Origin of the sequence: Thioalkalivibrio sp. XN8, from assembly GCF_011058255.1 — a bacterium.
Lineage (GTDB): Bacteria > Pseudomonadota > Gammaproteobacteria > Steroidobacterales > XN24 > XN24.
The window spans coordinates 15,712-31,008 of record NZ_JAALFH010000050.1 but is presented as its reverse complement, the minus strand read 5'-3'; the positions used below and the strand labels follow the sequence as shown (position 1 = coordinate 31,008).

Below are 15,297 nucleotides of genomic sequence, written 5' to 3'. Positions count from 1 at the left end.
GCGCGCTTCAGGCGCCGGCGGCGGCGCACATGCGCCGGTACTCCGGCTCGAAGAAGAACTCGCTCTCGCCCCACGGCTCGAGGTGGTTCAGCCAGGTCGCCTGCTCGTCGTAGCGCGCGAAGAAGGGACGCTGCACCCAGTCGGGGTTGCGGCCCTGGATGAAGCGCAGCACGAAGACCTTTTCGCCGGCGATCTCGGCCACGCCCTGCACCTCTACCTTGCCCGGCCCGGCGCTCATCGACGGGCCGCGGGCGGTGCGGGCGAGGCCGGAGAGGCCGCGCATGGCCTCGCGGTAGATCGACCAGGCGCGCGCGAGCGGCACCTCGAAATAGCGGCGGGCGCCGGTATCGCGCTCGACGAACATGTAGTACGGGATCATGCCGAGGCGCACCTGCTCGCGCCACATGTCTGCCCACGCCCCGGCGGAGTCGTTGATGTGCCGCAGAAGCGGGCTCTGGGTCCGGATCTCGGCGCCGGCGTCGCGCAGCCGCCGGACGGCCTCGCGGGCGATCGGCGTGCGCATCTCCTGGCCATGGTTGAAATGCGCCATCAGGGCGACGTGCTTGCCGGCTTCGACGAGAGACTCGATCAGCCGCAACAACTCGTCGGCGTCCGGATCGGTGACGAAGCGGTAGGGCCAGAAGGTCAGCGCCTTGGTGCCGATCCGCACATGCTGGACGTGGTCGTACTCGGGCGCCAGCAGGGGCTCGAGATAGTTCGCCAGGTTGGCGGTGCGCATGATCATCGGGTCGCCGCCCGTCATGAGCAGGTCGGTGACCTCACGGTGGCCGCGCAGGTAGTCCAGCAGCAGGCGCGCATCCGAGGCCGCGATGCGCAGGTCCTTGTCGCCCACGAACTGGGCCCAGCGGAAACAGAAGGTGCAGTAGGCGTGGCACACCTGGCCGTTCTTGGGGAAGAACAGCACGGTCTCGCGGTACTTGTGCTGCAGGCCGTTGATGCGCTCGCCCGCGTCGGTCCGCGGCAGGTTGAGCTCCATCTGCAGGGCCGGATGCGGATTCAGGTCGGCGCGGATCTCCTGCACCAGCCCGGCGAGCTCCGCCTTCGGGGCATCACGGCGGTGCAACTCGGCGAGGCGCTCGAAAGCCTCCGGCTCGAGCATGTCTCGATGCGGGAAAGTGAGGCGGAAGACCGGGTCGTCCGGCACCCGGGACCAGTCGATGAGATCGCGGATCACGTATTCGTTGACGCGGAACGGGAGCACGCTCGCCACCACGCGCATTTCGAAGCGCGCGGCTTCGTCCAGCCGGTTCCGCAGCAGGGGCTGGTCCAGCTGTGCGGCCGTCACGGCGCGATAGCGACGGGGCTTCGGCGCCGGGCGGGGCGTGAATACCGATTCGGGACGCGCAGCGGCGTCCCGGCCAATGGTCTCGTTGTCGAACATAAGGCGTCAGCTGCTGTATTTTGGGGCGCGGACACAGTGGGCGAACAACGCCCGGGCGCCATGGATCAGGGATCCGGACAGCCCGTCGGGTCAAGCGCTCGCGATGCAAGCGCGACCGGTAACAACACGGGCCTCGAAGCCTCATCACCTTGCCGCACCCCTCCCGGCATGTCAAACCGCACCCTCGTCTATACTGCGCGCTGGCCCAGCAACCGAGGACACCCGGTTTGACCGCAGACGCCCGCCCCGCCGGCAAGGCCGTGCGCGTGCCCAGCCTGCTGCAGTCGCTGACGCCGATCGTGGTGATGGCGGGGCTGCTGACCCTGTCGATCGTGCTGTTCGGCGCGGATTCCTCGCAAGGCGCCAACCAGGTCGCGCTGACCATCGCCGCTGCCGTCGCCGCCGTGATCGCCATCTACAATGGCGAGCGCTGGAGCGAGATCCTGGAGGCGATCGTACGGGGCATCTCCACCGCCATGGGCGCCCTGCTGATCCTGTTCGCCATCGGCGCCATGATCGGCACCTGGAGCATGTCCGGCACGGTGCCGGCGATGATCTACTACGGCAGCATGCTGCTGTCGCCGACGATCTTCTACCCGACGGCCTGCCTGATCTGCGCCCTGGTGTCGGTATCCATCGGCTCCAGCTGGACCACGGCCGGCACCATCGGCATCGGGCTGATGGGCGTATCCCAGGGACTCGGGCTGTCGCCGGAGATCACCGCCGGCGCGGTCATCTCCGGCGCCTATTTCGGCGACAAGATGTCGCCGCTGTCCGACACCACCAATTTGGCGCCGGCCGTCGCCGGCACCGAGCTCTTCACCCACATCCGCCACATGGTCTACACGACCGGGCCGTCCTTTCTCATCGCCCTCGGCGGGTTCACCGTGGTGGCGCTGCTGGGCACGGGCACGGACCAGGAAGCGGACCTGGCCGAGGTCGCCGGCGTGCTGCAGTCTAATTTCCGGCTCGGCTGGTGGACGCTGATCCCGCTGTTCGTCGTGCTGGGGCTCGCCATCGCGCGCTTCCACGCACTGCCGGTGATCCTGTGCGGCGCCCTGCTGGGCGCGATCTTCGCAGTGCTGTTCCAGGCGGACCTGGTGGCGGCCTACGGCGGCGCGGGCGAGCTCGGCTTCGGCCTGGCCCTGGTGAAGGGCGCGTGGATGGCGCTGATCGACGGCTATGCGGCCGACACCGGGAACGAAGTGGTGGACAGCCTGCTCTCGCGCGGCGGCATGAGCAGCGTGCTGACCACGGTCTGGCTGATCATTTCGGCACTGACCTTCGGTGCGGTGCTGGAGCACGCCGGCATGCTGCAGCGGATCATCCAGGGCGTGATCCGCGCGGCGAAGAGCACCGGCGCCCTGATCACCTCGGTGCTGCTCACCGCCCTCGGCACGAATATCGTGACCGGCGACCAGTACATGGCGCTGGTGGTCCCCGGCCGCATGTTCCGCGCGGAGTTCCGGCGCCGCCGCCTCAAGGCGCGCAACCTCTCCCGCACCATCGAGGACGGCGGGACGCTGACGTCGGCACTGATTCCCTGGAATACCTGCGGCGCCTACATGGCGACGACTCTGGGCGTGGCTACGCTGGCCTACCTGCCCTGGGCCTTTCTCAACCTGGTGAATCCCTTCGTCGCAGCGCTGCTGGCGTTCCGCGGCATCACCATCGAGCGGGCGCCGGAGGGCGAGGAGATGCCGGAAATCGACAGCGCGGCCCGCGCCTGAAGAATGCTCAGGATGCCCAGGTCCGCAGCTGTTTCATGTCCAGCTGCGGCTGCCAGTTCTCCACCCACTCCACCAGCGGGGCATCGGTCGGCGTGCTGCGGAACATCTGCGACTTGCCCATCGACATGAAGCGACGGCCGAGCTCCTCGAGGGCGTCCTTCGGCTCCAGCCCGCGCTCGACCAGCCAGCAGCCCATCACCATGCCGGTGCGCTGCACGCCGTCGCTGCAATGCACGTACACGCGTGCGCCACGGCCCAGGCCGTCACGGATGGCGGTCAGTACGTCCGCCATGGCATCGGCGCGCTCGGGCACGGTATCGACGGGCAGCGGAAGGTTCACGTACTCCGCGATGATGCCGCGGTCGCTGCAGATGCGGTCCAGCATCGGGCGATAGGGGCGCCCGAGGTCGCTCCGGTCGGTCAGGTCGACGAACAGGCGGATGCCGGCATCGAGCAGGCGCGACATGCGCCGGCGCATCACCGCATCCTCCCAGTGGCCCGGGTGCTCGCCAGCCAGCAGCAGGCCGGGCTCGACCCAGTAGCTCTCGTTGATCGGCTGTACGTTACTCATCACGCGGTCCTCCCGACGTTCGCAGCGTAACAACCGCCAGGTTGCCGGGACGTGACGCAGTTCTCGTATCGACGGCGGGCTCAGGCGGGCCGGCGCAGCCACTCCAGGCGGGGCCGTGGCGCCGCGGGTTCGCGCATGGCCGCCCAGGCCTCGTCCAGCAGCGGTCGCAGCTCTTCCTCGAAGCCCCAGGGCGGCCCCACGAGGAGCATGCCGCTGCCGTTGAGGCCCGCCGGGTTGTCATCCGGCCGGACCGACAGTTCGGCGGCGAGCACCCCGCCGGTGCCGAGCGGCGCGGCCGCCACCTGGCGCATGAAAGCCCGCAGGGCGCGCCGGTCCTTGACCGGATACCAGGCGGCCAGCACCCCGACCGGCCAACGCCGATGGGCCTGCTCGAGCCCGCCCGCCACGCGGTCGAAATCGTCGGCCGCCTCGTAGGGCGGATCGATGAGCAGCAGGCCGCGGCGCGGCGCGGGCGGCAGCAGGGCGCCGAGGGCCTCCCAGCCGTCCCGGCAATGGACCGCCACCCGGGCATCCCCCCGGAACAGTCGCCGGAGCGCCTCCGCCGCGGCCGGCACCAGTTCCGTGAGCACCAGCCGGTCGGCGGCACCCAGCAGGCTCGCCGCCACCAGCGGCGAGCCCGGGTAGCAGCGAATCCCGTCCTCGTTGCCCGGCAGCCTGCGCACCACGCCCAGGTAGGCCGCCAGCGCCGGCGACGCGGGCGCCAGTCCCTGCAGGCGCCGGATACCGCCCGCTGCCTCCCCGGAGCGGCGCGCCTCCGCAGCATCGAGCCGGAACAGGCCGGCCCCGGCATGAGTCTCGAGATAACACAGCGGCTTGGGCCGGCGCTGCAGGTGCCGCAGCAGCGCCGCCAGCACGGCATGCTTCAGTACGTCTGCGAAGTTGCCGGCGTGGAACGCATGCCGGTAGTTCATCGCTCGGCGAGACGAATCCGGTGCACGTAAAGGCGCAGCGGCTCGCTCGGCTCGGCCAGGAACAAGCCCATCCGGCGCACCGTCGACAGGTCGATCTCGCGCCCGGAGGGGGCCGTGCGGAACGCTTCCAGCGGCACGAAGAAATCGTTCGCGCCGGGCATCACCCGCAACGGATAGGTGATCCGCTCTTCCGGCGGCAGTATCCGCGAGCTGTCCTCGAGCCGGAGGTTGACGGTGATCGGCTCGGCGGCGGTGGAGAACAGGTTGAGCTTGAGCACGTCGAAGCCGGTCCAGTCCTTGAACGGCTCCTGCACCATGACGCCCGCGCCCGGAGCGCCGTCCAGCAGCAGCAGCGCGACCCGCTTGCCGGTGCGCAGCGGCCACTTCTCGGGCCCCTTGCCCACGAAGAGCTCGGCATCGTGGAGCTCGACGAAGGGCTCCTGCCAGATGGCGGCGAGGTCCACCACCTCGGGGAACGCGCCGGCACGCCCGGCATAGGACGCCAGCACCGGGCCGAGCGGGCTGAGCACGGCGGCGACCAGCAGGGCCCCGAGGATGCCGATGGAGCGGCGCGGCCAGCCGCGCAACCAGGCATGCTCGCGTTTCAGGCCCCGGTCGAGCGCGGCGCTGAGCGCGAGGAAGCCGAAGGCGCCGACGAACGTCTGCAGCGGCGTGACGGTGGACTCGGGGTCGCCGCCGAGGATGAGCTGGTAGCCCGCCAGCAGCCCGGCCACGGCGACCACCGCCACGGCATAGTAGAGGGAGCGCTTGCGGATCCAGCGCCGGCCGATCAGCGCCGTCATCTCGAGGATGATGAGGGCGGCGAAGCCGAAGAAGAAGATCTCCCGCAGGTCCTGCAGCGTCTCTTCCAGCAGGCCGCGCGGCTTGGTCAGGCCGAACACCGTCAGCAGCGAAAGCACGATGGCGCCGTAGAGGACCATGAGGCGCGCACCGGGTCCCCGGCGACTCCCGCGCACGGGCTCGCGATCGGGGACCTGGGTCGGTTCGGCTGGATTCAACGCAATGCTCCGGCAGGGGCGGCCAACGGCTCGCGCCTACCCTAATCCGCAGCGCCGGCCCCGGCAATCCTCTCGCCCTCGCCCGTCAGACGGAACGGGCCGAGGTAGAGCGAGAAGGGCTCGCCGGGACGGCGGCTGAAAATGATGAACTGGCTGATGTTCTGCAGGTCCAGCTCGCGCTCGCGCGGGCCGCTCGCGATGGTGTCCAGCGGCACGGAGAAATCGTTCAGTCCCGGCAGCACGATGAAGCTGCCGTTGAAGCGGTCCGCGTGGGCCCGCCGGCGATGCGTATCATCGACCCGCAGCACCAGCTCGACCGGCTGCTCGAGTGCCGACCAGACCTGGAACTGCAGCGCCCGGTAGCCGGACCAGTCCGGATACGGCTCGCGCACCGTGACCCCGGGCCAGGGCGCGTCGAGAAAGGTGAGACGGCTGACCTGCCTGCCCTCCATCTCGCGCCAGCCGTCCGGGGCGAGCGTACGCTCGAGCTCCGACCGGCCGAGGCTCAGGAACGGCTGCTGCCAGGACTGCGTGAAGTCCGCCACCACCGGGAGCGCCGCCGCCCGCTGCGCGTAGTGCCAGGCGACCCCGGCAAGCGGCGCCAGCGCCAGCGACAGGGTGAGAACCGCGCCGGCCAGCACCAGCCTGGCCGCCACCAGGCCGTCCTTCCCCAGGCCCTGCCAGAGGGCGGGTCGCAGGGCCGCGACGATGGCCAGGAAAGAGACGACGCCCACCAGGTTCTTGGCGGCGTCCGTCACGTTGGCGTCCCGGCCCGGCTGGAACACCTGCAGCGCCTCGGTGGCGAGGCTGAGCACCGTCGTGGCCAGCAGGGCGATGAGGAGATCGACCGCCGCGGGCGCCGTACTGCCGCGCAGTACCTGGACGAGGCGCAGCATCAGCAGGGCGGCGCAGCCGAACAGCGGGATGTGCCCGAGCTCGAACAGCGTGCGCCAGCCATAGGCGTCCCCCGGCGGCCGCGCCAGCGCCAGGAACAGCACCAGCGCCAGGATGCCCAGTGCCGGCGGCGCCAGGCGGCGCCAGTCCGGGGGCGCCGCGGCGCCGGGGCTGTCGTCGGGCCTTTCCATGGGCGGCATTCTGCCTGCCATTGCCGGGCGTCCGCCAGCACCCGGCCCGGCTTGACCGGCAACAAAAAAAGGCGCGAGATAGCGCCGTTTCCCGAGCCCTGGCGCCACCGTGAGCCCGCATCCCTACCTCGACATCCGCATGCAGCCGCAGCCCGACGACATCAGTTGCGGCCCGACTTGCCTGCAGGCGGTGTACCGCCATCTCGGGCGGCGGATGGAGTTGCCCCAGCTGATCCGCGAGGTGCCCGGGCTGCCCGAGGGCGGCACGCTGGCGGTCTCGCTGGGTAACCATGCCCTGCGGCTCGGGTACCGGGCCCGCCTGTACAGCTATCACCTCAAGATCTTCGACCCGACCTGGCGCGACCTGGACTCGGCCGGGCTGGTAGCGAAGCTGGAGGCCCAGCTGCAGCACAAGCACGGCAAGAAATTCGGGGCGGCGAGCCGCGCTTATATCCGGTTTCTCGAGCTGGGCGGCGAGATCGCTTTCGACGACCTGCGGCCCCGGCTCCTCGACCACGCTTTCGACGCCGGCCTGCCGGTCCTGACCGGCCTGAGCGCCACCTATCTCTATGACAGCTGCCGCGAATACACCAACCGGCACGATCGCTCGGTCTACGATGACCTGCGGGGCGAGCCCACCGGCCACTTCGTGGTGCTGTGCGGCCGCGAAGGCCGCAAAGTCCGCGTGGCAGATCCCTTCATCGGCAATCCGCTGGCGGAGGAGAGCCATTACTACGACGTCGGCGTGGACCGGCTGATTCGCGCCATCCTGCTCGGCGTCATGACGTACGACGCCAACCTGCTCGTGATCGGGGAAGCCCCGCTGCCATGAAACGCCTCATCGTGGTCGACAACCCGGCCGACTGGCCCCTGTCTCGCGCCGAAGACGGCGAGGTCATCCCGGTCTCCCAGTACCTGGCGCCGGCGGAGCCCTGGCCCGGCCGCGGCGTGCGCGTGTTCAACCTCGCGCGCTCCTACGGCTACCAGACGCGCGGCTACTATGTCTCGCTGCTGGCGGAAGCGCGCGGGCACCGGGTGATCCCGGACGTGCGCACCATCCAGGACCTCAACGCGCCCGGCTTCGTCCGCTTCATTCCGACCGACGTCGAGGAACTGGTGCAGAAGAGCCTGGGCCGTCTCAAGTCGGACGACTTCGTGCTGTCGATCTACTTCGGCGAGAACCTGGCGGCCCAGCACCAGGCCCTCGCCCGCGCCCTGTTCCGCCTGTTCCCGGCGCCGTTCCTGCGGGCCAAGTTCGGGCGGGGCCAGAAGTGGAACCTGCGCGGCGTGCGGGCGCTGTCGCTGGACGAGATCCCGCCCCAGCACCTGGATTTCATGCACCAGGCGGCGCAGCGCTACTTCAGCCGCAAGCGCTATGCCCCGGAGCGCAGCGACCGCTCGCGCTACGACCTCGCCATCCTCGTGAACCCGGCGGAGCGCGAAGCGCCCTCCGACCGCCAGGCGCTGCAGCGTTTCGTCAAGGCGGCCCGGCGCCAGGGCTTCGGGGTCGAACTGATCGGCCGCGACGACTATCCGCGGCTGGCGGAGTTCGACGCCCTGTTCATCCGCGAGACCACCGCCGTCAACCACCACACCTGGCGTTTCGCGCGCCGCGCCCAGGCGGAGGGCCTGGCGGTCATCGACGACCCCGACTCGATCCTGCGCTGCGCCAACAAGGTCTACCTGGCCGAAGTGCTGAAGGGCGCCGGCATTCCCACGCCGCGCACCGAGATCATCCAGCGCGGCCAGCGCCGCCCGGCGCTCGCCCGCCTCGGGCTGCCCTGCGTGCTGAAAGTGCCCGATTCCTCCTTTTCCCAGGGCGTCGCCAAGGCCACGACCGAGGCCGAGTACCTCGAGCTGACCGACCGCATGCTGGAGGCCTCGGACCTGGTCATCGGCCAGGAATTCGTGCCGACGGAGTTCGACTGGCGCGTCGGCGTGCTCGAAGGCGAGCCGCTCTTCGTGTGCAAGTACTTCATGGCGCGGGGCCACTGGCAGATCTACAACTGGGCCAGTCGCCGCCGTCGCGACGTCTCGGGCCAGTACGAGACTCTCGCCGTGGCGGACGCGCCGCAAGCCGTGGTGCAGATGGCAGTAAAGGCGGCACGACTGATGGGCGACGGTTTCTACGGCGTCGACCTGAAGGAACTCGATGGGAAGCCCGTGGTGATCGAGATCAACGACAATCCCAGCGTCGAGTCGGACGTGGAAGACAAGGTGCTGGGCCCCGGCCTGTACGACGCCGTGATCGCCTCCCTGCGGCGGCGCGTAGAGGCGCGGCGCGAGGGCGAGGCGCGATGAGCGCCGGCCGCCGCTGGGGCCTGTTCGAGGTGTTCGGCCTCGAGCTGGAGTACATGATCGTCGATCGCGGCACCCTGGCCGTGCGCCCGCTCGCCGATGTCCTGCTGCGCGCCGCGGCCGGCGCGGACGACTGGGTCGAGGACATCGAGCGGGGTGCGATCGGCTGGTCCAACGAGATCGTCTCGCACCTCGTCGAGCTCAAGACCAACGGGCCGGCCGCGACGCTCGCGGGCCTGGACCGGGCCTTCCATGCCGACGTGCAGGCCGCCAACGCGCTGCTGGCCGGGCACGACGCCATGCTGCTCGGCACCGGGGCGCATCCCTGGATGGACCCGGCCACGGAGACCCGGATCTGGCCCCATGGCGGCGCCGAGATCTACGACACTTACGACCGCATCTTCGGCTGCCAGGGCCACGGCTGGTCCAACCTGCAGAGCACGCACCTCAACCTGCCTTTCGCCGGCGACGAGGAGTTCGGCCGGCTGCACGCCGCCGTCCGGCTGGTGCTGCCGCTGGTCCCGGCGCTGGCGGCCAGCTCGCCCTTCCTCGACGGGCGCTTCACCGGCTACCTGGACGCCCGTCTCGAGACTTACCGCCACAACCAGCGGCGCATCCCCTCGATCACGGGCCGGGTGATCCCGGAGCGCCTGTTCACCGAGGCGGCCTACCGCGGGCTGTTCGAGCGCATCGCCGCCGACATCCGGCCCCACGACCCCGACGGCGTGCTGAATCCGCTGTTCCTCAACTCGCGCGGCGCCATCGCGCGCTTCGACCGCAATGCCATCGAGATCCGCGTGGTGGACATCCAGGAGTGTCCCGCCGCGGACGTGGCGGTGGCGGCCGCGATCGTGGCGCTGCTGCGGCGGCTGGCCGCCGAGACCACTGCACCGCTCGCCGTGCAGCAGGAATGGCCGGAGGACCTGCTGGCGGACCTCCTGCTGGCCGTGGCCCGCGACGGCGACCAGGCGCGCATCGCCGACCCGGACTACCTGCGCATGCTGGGCCTGAAGGAGCGCGGCATGACGGCCGGCGAGGCCTGGCGCCGGGTGTGCGAACAGGCCCGGGACGACTTCGATCTCGCTACGAGGTCCGCCCTGGGCCGGATTCTGGCGCGGGGGCCCCTGGCGCGACGGCTGCTAGCCGCCGTCGGCATGACGCCGGACCGGGCGCAGCTCCACGCGGCCTACCGGGAGCTGGCGGGCTGCCTGGCCGATAACCGGCTGCTGTGACCAGGACGCGGAGCGGGGCGCCGCTGCGCCGGCTGTTCACCTGCGAGCACGGCGGGCGCGAAATTCCGGCGGAGTTCGCGGCGGTCTTCGAGGATGCCGCGGCGGAACTCGCTTCCCACCGCGGCTGGGACCCGGGGGCACTGGAGGCCTTCGATGCGCTGGCCGCGGCGCACGGCGACGCGGCCTTCGCTGCCACGACGAGCCGGCTGCTGGTCGACCTCAATCGCTCGTTGCATCACCCGCAGGCCTTCTCCGCCCGCAGCCGGGGACTGTCCCCAGGCGAGCGCGCCGACATCGCCGCGCGCTGGTGGCAGCCATGGCGCGAGTCGGTGGTCGCCACCATCGAGCGCTGGCTGGCGGCCGGCGCCGAAGTGCGGCACGTCTCCGTGCACAGCTTCACCCCGGTGCTGGGGGTCGAGGTCCGCAACGCCGACATCGGGCTGCTGTACGACCCGCGCCGGCAGGCCGAGGTGGATTTCTGCCGCGACTGGCTGCAGGGCCTGCGGCAGCGCGGCTGGCGGGTGCGGCGCAACTATCCCTATCGCGGCATCGCCGACGGCCACACCACCGCGCTGCGCCGCCGCTTCGGCCCGGGCTACGCGGGCGTCGAGCTGGAGCTCAACCAGGCGCTGTTCCCCGCCCGGCGCGAGGCCCTGCTGCGCGACCTGGTGCAGACGTTCCCGGCGCGCTGAGCCGGGAGCCTAGGCCCGGCCGCCGAGCAGCAGCTGGGCCGCCAGGTGCAGCCACAGCAGCCACATCAGCGCGGTGCTGGCCACGTACAGGTTGAAGCGGGTCATGATCCGGTTGCGGCCGAGATGCTCGCGCATGTGCAGCGCGCGCAGCAGCACGAAGCCCCAGCCCACCGCCACGGCGAACACGCTGGCCACCCCGAGCGCCAGGTGGACCGCGCCGATGACGTGGAACAGCAGAGGGACCTCGAAATGGTTGGCGAAATGCCGCGTCGAGACCGACACCGGCGCGGTCATGGGCACTTCGCCGCGGCCGGAGAAGTCGTCCAACCGCATCTCCTTGCCTTGCAGGGCCGCCTGCCGGCGCCGCCCCATCACCGCCCAGGCGACGGCGGTCAGCGTCGCCATGCCGAGCATGGGCCAGAACATCGCGGTCGCGCTCATGGCCTAGAGGTGCTCCGCCAGGAACGCCAGGGTCCGTTCCCAGGCGTCCGCCGCGGCCTCGGGCTGGTAGCGCGTGCCGGAGGGGTTGGCGAAGGCGTGGTCCGCGTCCTCGTAGATCACGATCTCGTGGGTCTTGCCCAGTGCCTGGAGCACGGTCTCGAACTCGCGCACCGACGTCACCGGGATGCCGCGGTCCTGGCCGCCGAAGATGCCGAGGATGGGCATCCTGAGCGGCGCCAGCTCGGCGGGATCGGTGACCAGCCGGCCGTAATAGATCACGGCGGCGTCCAGCTCCTCCGGCAGCATCAGGGCCGTGCGCAACGACATGGCGCCGCCGAGGCACCAGCCGATGCTGCCCACCTGTTCGACGCCGCCCTCGCGTTCCAGCCAGCCGAAGGCGGCGCCGAGGTGCAGCGCCACCCGTTCCTCGTCCTCCATCAGGCCCTGCATCAGCGCCCGCGCCTCGCCCGGCTCGGCGGCGACTTCCCCCTCGTACAGGTCCACCGCCAGGGCGAGGTAGCCGGCCGCCGCTAGGCGGTTGCTCATCTCCCGGATGTTGTCGTTCAGGCCCCACCACTCGTGGATGACGATCAGCCCGGCCCGCGGCGCGCCGGCCGGCCGCGCCAGGTAGCCGCGGCCGGGACCGTAGTCGACCGCCTCGCCCACCACGCCCTCGGCGGCAGTGCCGCCCGCCGCGCCGGCCACCGGCTGGTCGCCCGCGTGCTCGCGGGCCATGGCGTCGGTGTAGCTCTCCTCGGCCTCGGCCGCGAGCGCGGTCGCGGCGCCAAGCAGCAGGAACGCGGTCAGCAGTGTCTTCAGCATCACAGGACCTCCAGCATGTCAGCGGTAACCAGCACGACGCCGTTCCTGGTCACGAAGAAGCGCCGCCGGTCCTCGTCCGGGTCGACGCCGATGATCGTGCCGTCGGGCACGACGGCATCCTCGTCGATGATGGTCTTGACGATGCGGCACTTCCGGCCGATCTCGACGTCGGGCAGGATAATGGATCGCTCCACCGTCGTCTGTTCCGCCACGCGGACGTTGCTGAACAGGACGGACTCGCGGATCACCGCGCCCGAGACGATGCAACCGCCCGACACCATCGAGTTGATTGCCTCGCCGCGCCGCTCGTCGTCGTCCAGGATGAACTTCGCCGGCGGCAGCTGGGCCTGGTAGGTCCAGATCGGCCAGTCCCGGTCGTACAGGTTCAGTTCCGGCGAGACATAAGTGAGCTCGATGTTCGCATCGTAAAAAGCGTCGACGTTACCGACGTCGCGCCAGTAGAGCTGCACCTTGGTCTCGGCGTCCTGGAACACGTAGGCGTGCACGTTGTTCCCGGCTTCGATGCAGCCGGGCACGATGTTGCGCCCGAAGTCGTGGGCGGACGCCCCGTTCTCGGCGTCGGCGCACAGCACGCGCTCCAGGAAGTCGGCGTTGAACACATAGATGCCCATGGAGGCCAGGGCGATGCCTTCGCGCCCCGGCATCGGCTCCGGCTGCTCGGGCTTTTCGACGAAGCGGTTGATCCGGTTCTGCTCGTCGATGGTCACGATGCCGAACTCGCGCGCGCGTTCCACCGGGACCTCGACCGTCCCGACGGTGACGTCCGCGCCGCGTTCGGCGTGCTCGGCCAGCATCAGGCCGTAGTCCATCTTGTAGATGTGGTCGCCGGCGAGGACCAGCACCAGCTCGGGCTCCTGGCGGCGGAGGTACTCGAGATTCTGGTACACCGCGTCGGCGGTGCCCTTGTACCAGGAGGAGTCGATCTGCTGCTGCGCCGGCAGCGTCTCGACGAACTCGCCGAATTCGCCGCGGAAGTAACCCCAGGCGCGCTGCAGGTGGACGATCAGGTCGTGCGCCTTGTACTGCGTCAGCACCGCGATGCGGCGGATGCCAGAATTGACGCAGTTCGACAGCGGAAAGTCGATAATGCGGTACTTGCCGCCGAACGGCGTCGCCGGCTTGGCGCGTTTCAGCGTCAGCGCCTTGAGCCGCGTGCCGCGCCCGCCGGCGAGGATCAGCGCGACGGTGTCGCGGGTCAGGCTGCTGACGTAGCGGCCCGGTCTTCGTGTCTTCATGACGCTGCCCCAATCTGCCGGGAAGTCCTGTCCATACGATAGCAGTACAAGGGCCTCCCGCCACCGTCCGGGTCGAGGCGCCGCTGTGTTACATTCGCGCGAGTTTCCCGCGTGCCCCGCCCCCATGCCTGCCCAACTCAGGATCCTGTTCGTCGTTGCCGAGACGTGGCCGCTGGTCAAGACCGGCGGCCTCGCCGACGTGGTCCCCGCGCTGGCCCGCGCGCTGGTCGATGCGGGCCACGACGTGCGCCTGCTGCTGCCGGGCTACCGGGAAGTGGAGGAGGCTTTCGCCGGCAAGCCGGCCGGGCGCGCCTTCGAGGTGCTGCCGGATCTGCCGCACGCCCGCCTGCTGCGCGGCCGACTGCCCGGCTACGAAATCCCGACCTGGCTGCTGCACTGCGCCCCGCTCTACGACCGCCCCGGCGGCCCCTACAGTGACGAGGACGGCCGGGACTGGGAGGACAATGCGCTGCGCTTCGCCCTGCTGGGCAAGGTCGGCGCCATGTTCGGCACCGCCCGGGGGCTGGACGGCTGGCGCGCCGACGTCCTGCACGGCCACGACTGGCATGCGGGCCTGCTGCCTGCCTACGCGCGCTTCGACCCGGCCGTGACGGCAGCCACGGTGTTCACCATCCACAACCTCGCCTACCAGGGCAATTTCCCTGCCGCCACTGCCGGCGTGGTCGGCCTGCCCGCGGCGGCCATGCAGCCGGACGGGCTGGAGTTCTACGGCCAGCTCAGCTTCATGAAGGCAGGTCTCTGGTACTCGGACTGGCTGACCACGGTCAGTCCCACTTATGCCCGGCAGGTTGTGACCGAGACGTACGGCCAGGGCATGGCCGGGGTGCTGCAAGCCCGGTCAGGCGCCCTGACCGGCATCCTCAACGGGGTCGACGAGCTGGCCTGGAACCCCGCCACGGACCAGCTGCTGCCGGCCCGCTACTCCAGCGCGGAGATGGCGGGCAAGGCGCGCTGCAAGCTCGAGCTCCAGGACCGCTTCGGGCTGGTCCGCGGGCCGGACCTGCCGCTGATCGGGATGGTGGGCCGCGTGACCTCCCAGAAGGGCTGGGACCTGCTGCCGGAGGCGGTGGAGGCCCTCGCTCCCCGTCAGGTCCAGTGGGCGCTCCTGGGCGGCGGCGAGCGCGAACTCGAAGCGAGCCTGGCGCAGCTGTCGGCGGCGCATCCCGGCAGCGTCGGGTTGTGCCTCGGTTACGACGAGGCGCTGTCGCATGTGCTCATCGCCGGCGCGGACGTATTCGCCATGCCGTCCCGGTTCGAGCCTTCGGGCCTGACCCAGATGTACAGCCAGCTGTACGGCACCGTCCCGGTCGTGCGCCGCACCGGCGGGCTGGCCGACAGCGTCGTCCAGGCCACCGCCGCCAGTGTGCAGGACGGCAGCGGCACCGGTTTCCTGTTCGACGATGCGAGCGGGCCGGCGCTGGCGCAGGCGCTCGACGCCGCCGTGAGCATGTACCGGGACGACCGGGCGGGCTGGGCGCGGCTGCAGGCCAACGGGATGCGCCACGAGTTCGGCTGGGGCCGGCCGGCGGCGGGCTATGCCGAGGTCTACCGCGAGGCGCTCGCGCAGCGCCGGAACGGAGACTGAGGACAGGTCGGCAGATCGGCCAGGGCATTCCGGGTCCACGGAGACAAGGCAACCTTGGAGCCACGCGATGCGCGTAGTCTGGCGGCGCTTATCGCCTTGAGTGCGAACCCTTGACCCGGGACGCCCGCGGCCGACCTGCCTGGAACCGGTGGCCTCCCCGAGCGGGGGTGGCGGCGCGGAGACGAAGCATAGCCCGAATCCTGCGGCGATG

At 70.5% G+C, this 15,297-nt stretch carries 14 protein-coding genes; 6 read left to right on the top strand and 8 right to left on the bottom strand.

The annotated features are described in order from the left end of the window. Positions 1-7: 7 nt before the first annotated feature. The gene (locus G6N75_RS05645; protein ID WP_165347379.1) at positions 8-1,402 is read right to left on the bottom strand and encodes a lysine 2,3-aminomutase; all 1,395 of its coding nucleotides are present in this window, start codon (positions 1,400-1,402) and stop codon (positions 8-10) included. A gap of 227 nt (positions 1,403-1,629) precedes the next feature. Between G6N75_RS05645 and nhaC the strand changes: the two genes are divergently transcribed. Beyond that, entirely contained in the window at positions 1,630-3,132 is a 1,503-nt protein-coding gene (gene nhaC / locus G6N75_RS05640) for a Na+/H+ antiporter NhaC (RefSeq protein ID WP_240900962.1), read from the top strand. A gap of 7 nt (positions 3,133-3,139) precedes the next feature. On the opposite strand, the gene G6N75_RS05635 is transcribed toward nhaC, so the two are convergent. The 4 genes from G6N75_RS05635 to G6N75_RS05620 all read right to left on the bottom strand — a co-directional run bounded on the left by G6N75_RS05635 (position 3,140) and on the right by G6N75_RS05620 (position 6,739). After that, on the bottom strand, positions 3,140-3,703 hold the full coding sequence (locus G6N75_RS05635) for a protein-tyrosine phosphatase family protein (RefSeq protein WP_165347378.1): 564 nt from the start codon (positions 3,701-3,703) through the stop codon (positions 3,140-3,142). Between the two features lie 80 nt (positions 3,704-3,783). After that, positions 3,784-4,635 (bottom strand): 23S rRNA (adenine(2030)-N(6))-methyltransferase RlmJ, encoded by an 852-nt coding sequence (gene rlmJ / locus G6N75_RS05630; protein ID WP_165347377.1) that lies wholly within the window; start codon positions 4,633-4,635, stop codon positions 3,784-3,786. Then, complete coding sequence (locus tag G6N75_RS05625; protein WP_165347376.1) at positions 4,632-5,654, bottom strand: hypothetical protein; 1,023 nt, start codon at positions 5,652-5,654, stop codon at positions 4,632-4,634. The genes rlmJ and G6N75_RS05625 overlap by 4 nt, the downstream gene beginning before the upstream one ends. 41 nt (positions 5,655-5,695) lie before the next feature. Then, the gene (locus tag G6N75_RS05620) at positions 5,696-6,739 is read right to left on the bottom strand and encodes a hypothetical protein (protein ID WP_165347375.1); all 1,044 of its coding nucleotides are present in this window, start codon (positions 6,737-6,739) and stop codon (positions 5,696-5,698) included. A 109-nt stretch (positions 6,740-6,848) separates the two neighbouring features. Between G6N75_RS05620 and G6N75_RS05615 the strand changes: the two genes are divergently transcribed. Genes G6N75_RS05615 through G6N75_RS05600 form a run of 4 tightly spaced genes read left to right on the top strand, consistent with a single transcriptional unit; the run spans position 6,849 to position 10,961 of the window. Beyond that, entirely contained in the window at positions 6,849-7,571 is a 723-nt protein-coding gene (locus tag G6N75_RS05615; protein WP_206202954.1) for a hypothetical protein, read from the top strand. Continuing rightward, positions 7,568-9,040, top strand: a complete 1,473-nt coding sequence (locus tag G6N75_RS05610) for a RimK family protein (protein ID WP_165347374.1) — start codon at positions 7,568-7,570, stop codon at positions 9,038-9,040. Before G6N75_RS05615 ends, G6N75_RS05610 begins: the two co-directional genes overlap by 4 nt. Further along, positions 9,037-10,269, top strand: coding sequence for a glutamate-cysteine ligase family protein (locus G6N75_RS05605; RefSeq protein WP_165347373.1), 1,233 nt, complete (start codon positions 9,037-9,039; stop codon positions 10,267-10,269). The genes G6N75_RS05610 and G6N75_RS05605 overlap by 4 nt, the downstream gene beginning before the upstream one ends. Next, the gene (locus tag G6N75_RS05600; RefSeq protein ID WP_206202953.1) at positions 10,266-10,961 is read left to right on the top strand and encodes an N-formylglutamate amidohydrolase; all 696 of its coding nucleotides are present in this window, start codon (positions 10,266-10,268) and stop codon (positions 10,959-10,961) included. Before G6N75_RS05605 ends, G6N75_RS05600 begins: the two co-directional genes overlap by 4 nt. 9 nt (positions 10,962-10,970) lie before the next feature. On the opposite strand, the gene G6N75_RS05595 is transcribed toward G6N75_RS05600, so the two are convergent. From G6N75_RS05595 to glgC, 3 genes are read right to left on the bottom strand one after another with little or no spacing between them, the layout of a single operon-like run. Continuing rightward, positions 10,971-11,402 carry an MAPEG family protein gene (locus tag G6N75_RS05595; protein ID WP_165347372.1) on the bottom strand — a complete coding sequence of 144 codons (432 nt, stop codon included), beginning with the start codon at positions 11,400-11,402 and terminating at the stop codon, positions 10,971-10,973. A gap of 3 nt (positions 11,403-11,405) precedes the next feature. Further along, complete coding sequence (locus tag G6N75_RS05590; protein WP_165347371.1) at positions 11,406-12,224, bottom strand: dienelactone hydrolase family protein; 819 nt, start codon at positions 12,222-12,224, stop codon at positions 11,406-11,408. Then, entirely contained in the window at positions 12,224-13,480 is a 1,257-nt protein-coding gene (gene glgC / locus G6N75_RS05585) for a glucose-1-phosphate adenylyltransferase (RefSeq protein ID WP_165347370.1), read from the bottom strand. The genes G6N75_RS05590 and glgC overlap by 1 nt, the downstream gene beginning before the upstream one ends. Before the next feature lie 124 nt (positions 13,481-13,604). Here glgC and glgA point away from each other — a divergent pair, with 124 nt between their 5' ends. After that, entirely contained in the window at positions 13,605-15,086 is a 1,482-nt protein-coding gene (gene glgA, locus G6N75_RS05580; RefSeq protein ID WP_165347369.1) for a glycogen synthase GlgA, read from the top strand. The last annotated feature ends 211 nt before the right edge of the window (positions 15,087-15,297 follow it).

Coding starts and splice junctions, on each gene's coding strand:
- G6N75_RS05645 (WP_165347379.1), bottom strand. CDS start 1,402: ATGTTCGACAACGAGACCATTGGCCGGGACGCCGCTGCGCGTCCCGAA.
- G6N75_RS05635 (WP_165347378.1), bottom strand. CDS start 3,703: ATGAGTAACGTACAGCCGATCAACGAGAGCTACTGGGTCGAGCCCGGC.
- rlmJ (WP_165347377.1), bottom strand. CDS start 4,635: ATGAACTACCGGCATGCGTTCCACGCCGGCAACTTCGCAGACGTACTG.
- G6N75_RS05620 (WP_165347375.1), bottom strand. CDS start 6,739: ATGGAAAGGCCCGACGACAGCCCCGGCGCCGCGGCGCCCCCGGACTGG.
- G6N75_RS05610 (WP_165347374.1), top strand. CDS start 7,568: ATGAAACGCCTCATCGTGGTCGACAACCCGGCCGACTGGCCCCTGTCT.
- G6N75_RS05605 (WP_165347373.1), top strand. CDS start 9,037: ATGAGCGCCGGCCGCCGCTGGGGCCTGTTCGAGGTGTTCGGCCTCGAG.
- G6N75_RS05595 (WP_165347372.1), bottom strand. CDS start 11,402: ATGAGCGCGACCGCGATGTTCTGGCCCATGCTCGGCATGGCGACGCTG.
- G6N75_RS05590 (WP_165347371.1), bottom strand. CDS start 12,224: ATGCTGAAGACACTGCTGACCGCGTTCCTGCTGCTTGGCGCCGCGACC.
- glgC (WP_165347370.1), bottom strand. CDS start 13,480: ATGAAGACACGAAGACCGGGCCGCTACGTCAGCAGCCTGACCCGCGAC.
- glgA (WP_165347369.1), top strand. CDS start 13,605: ATGCCTGCCCAACTCAGGATCCTGTTCGTCGTTGCCGAGACGTGGCCG.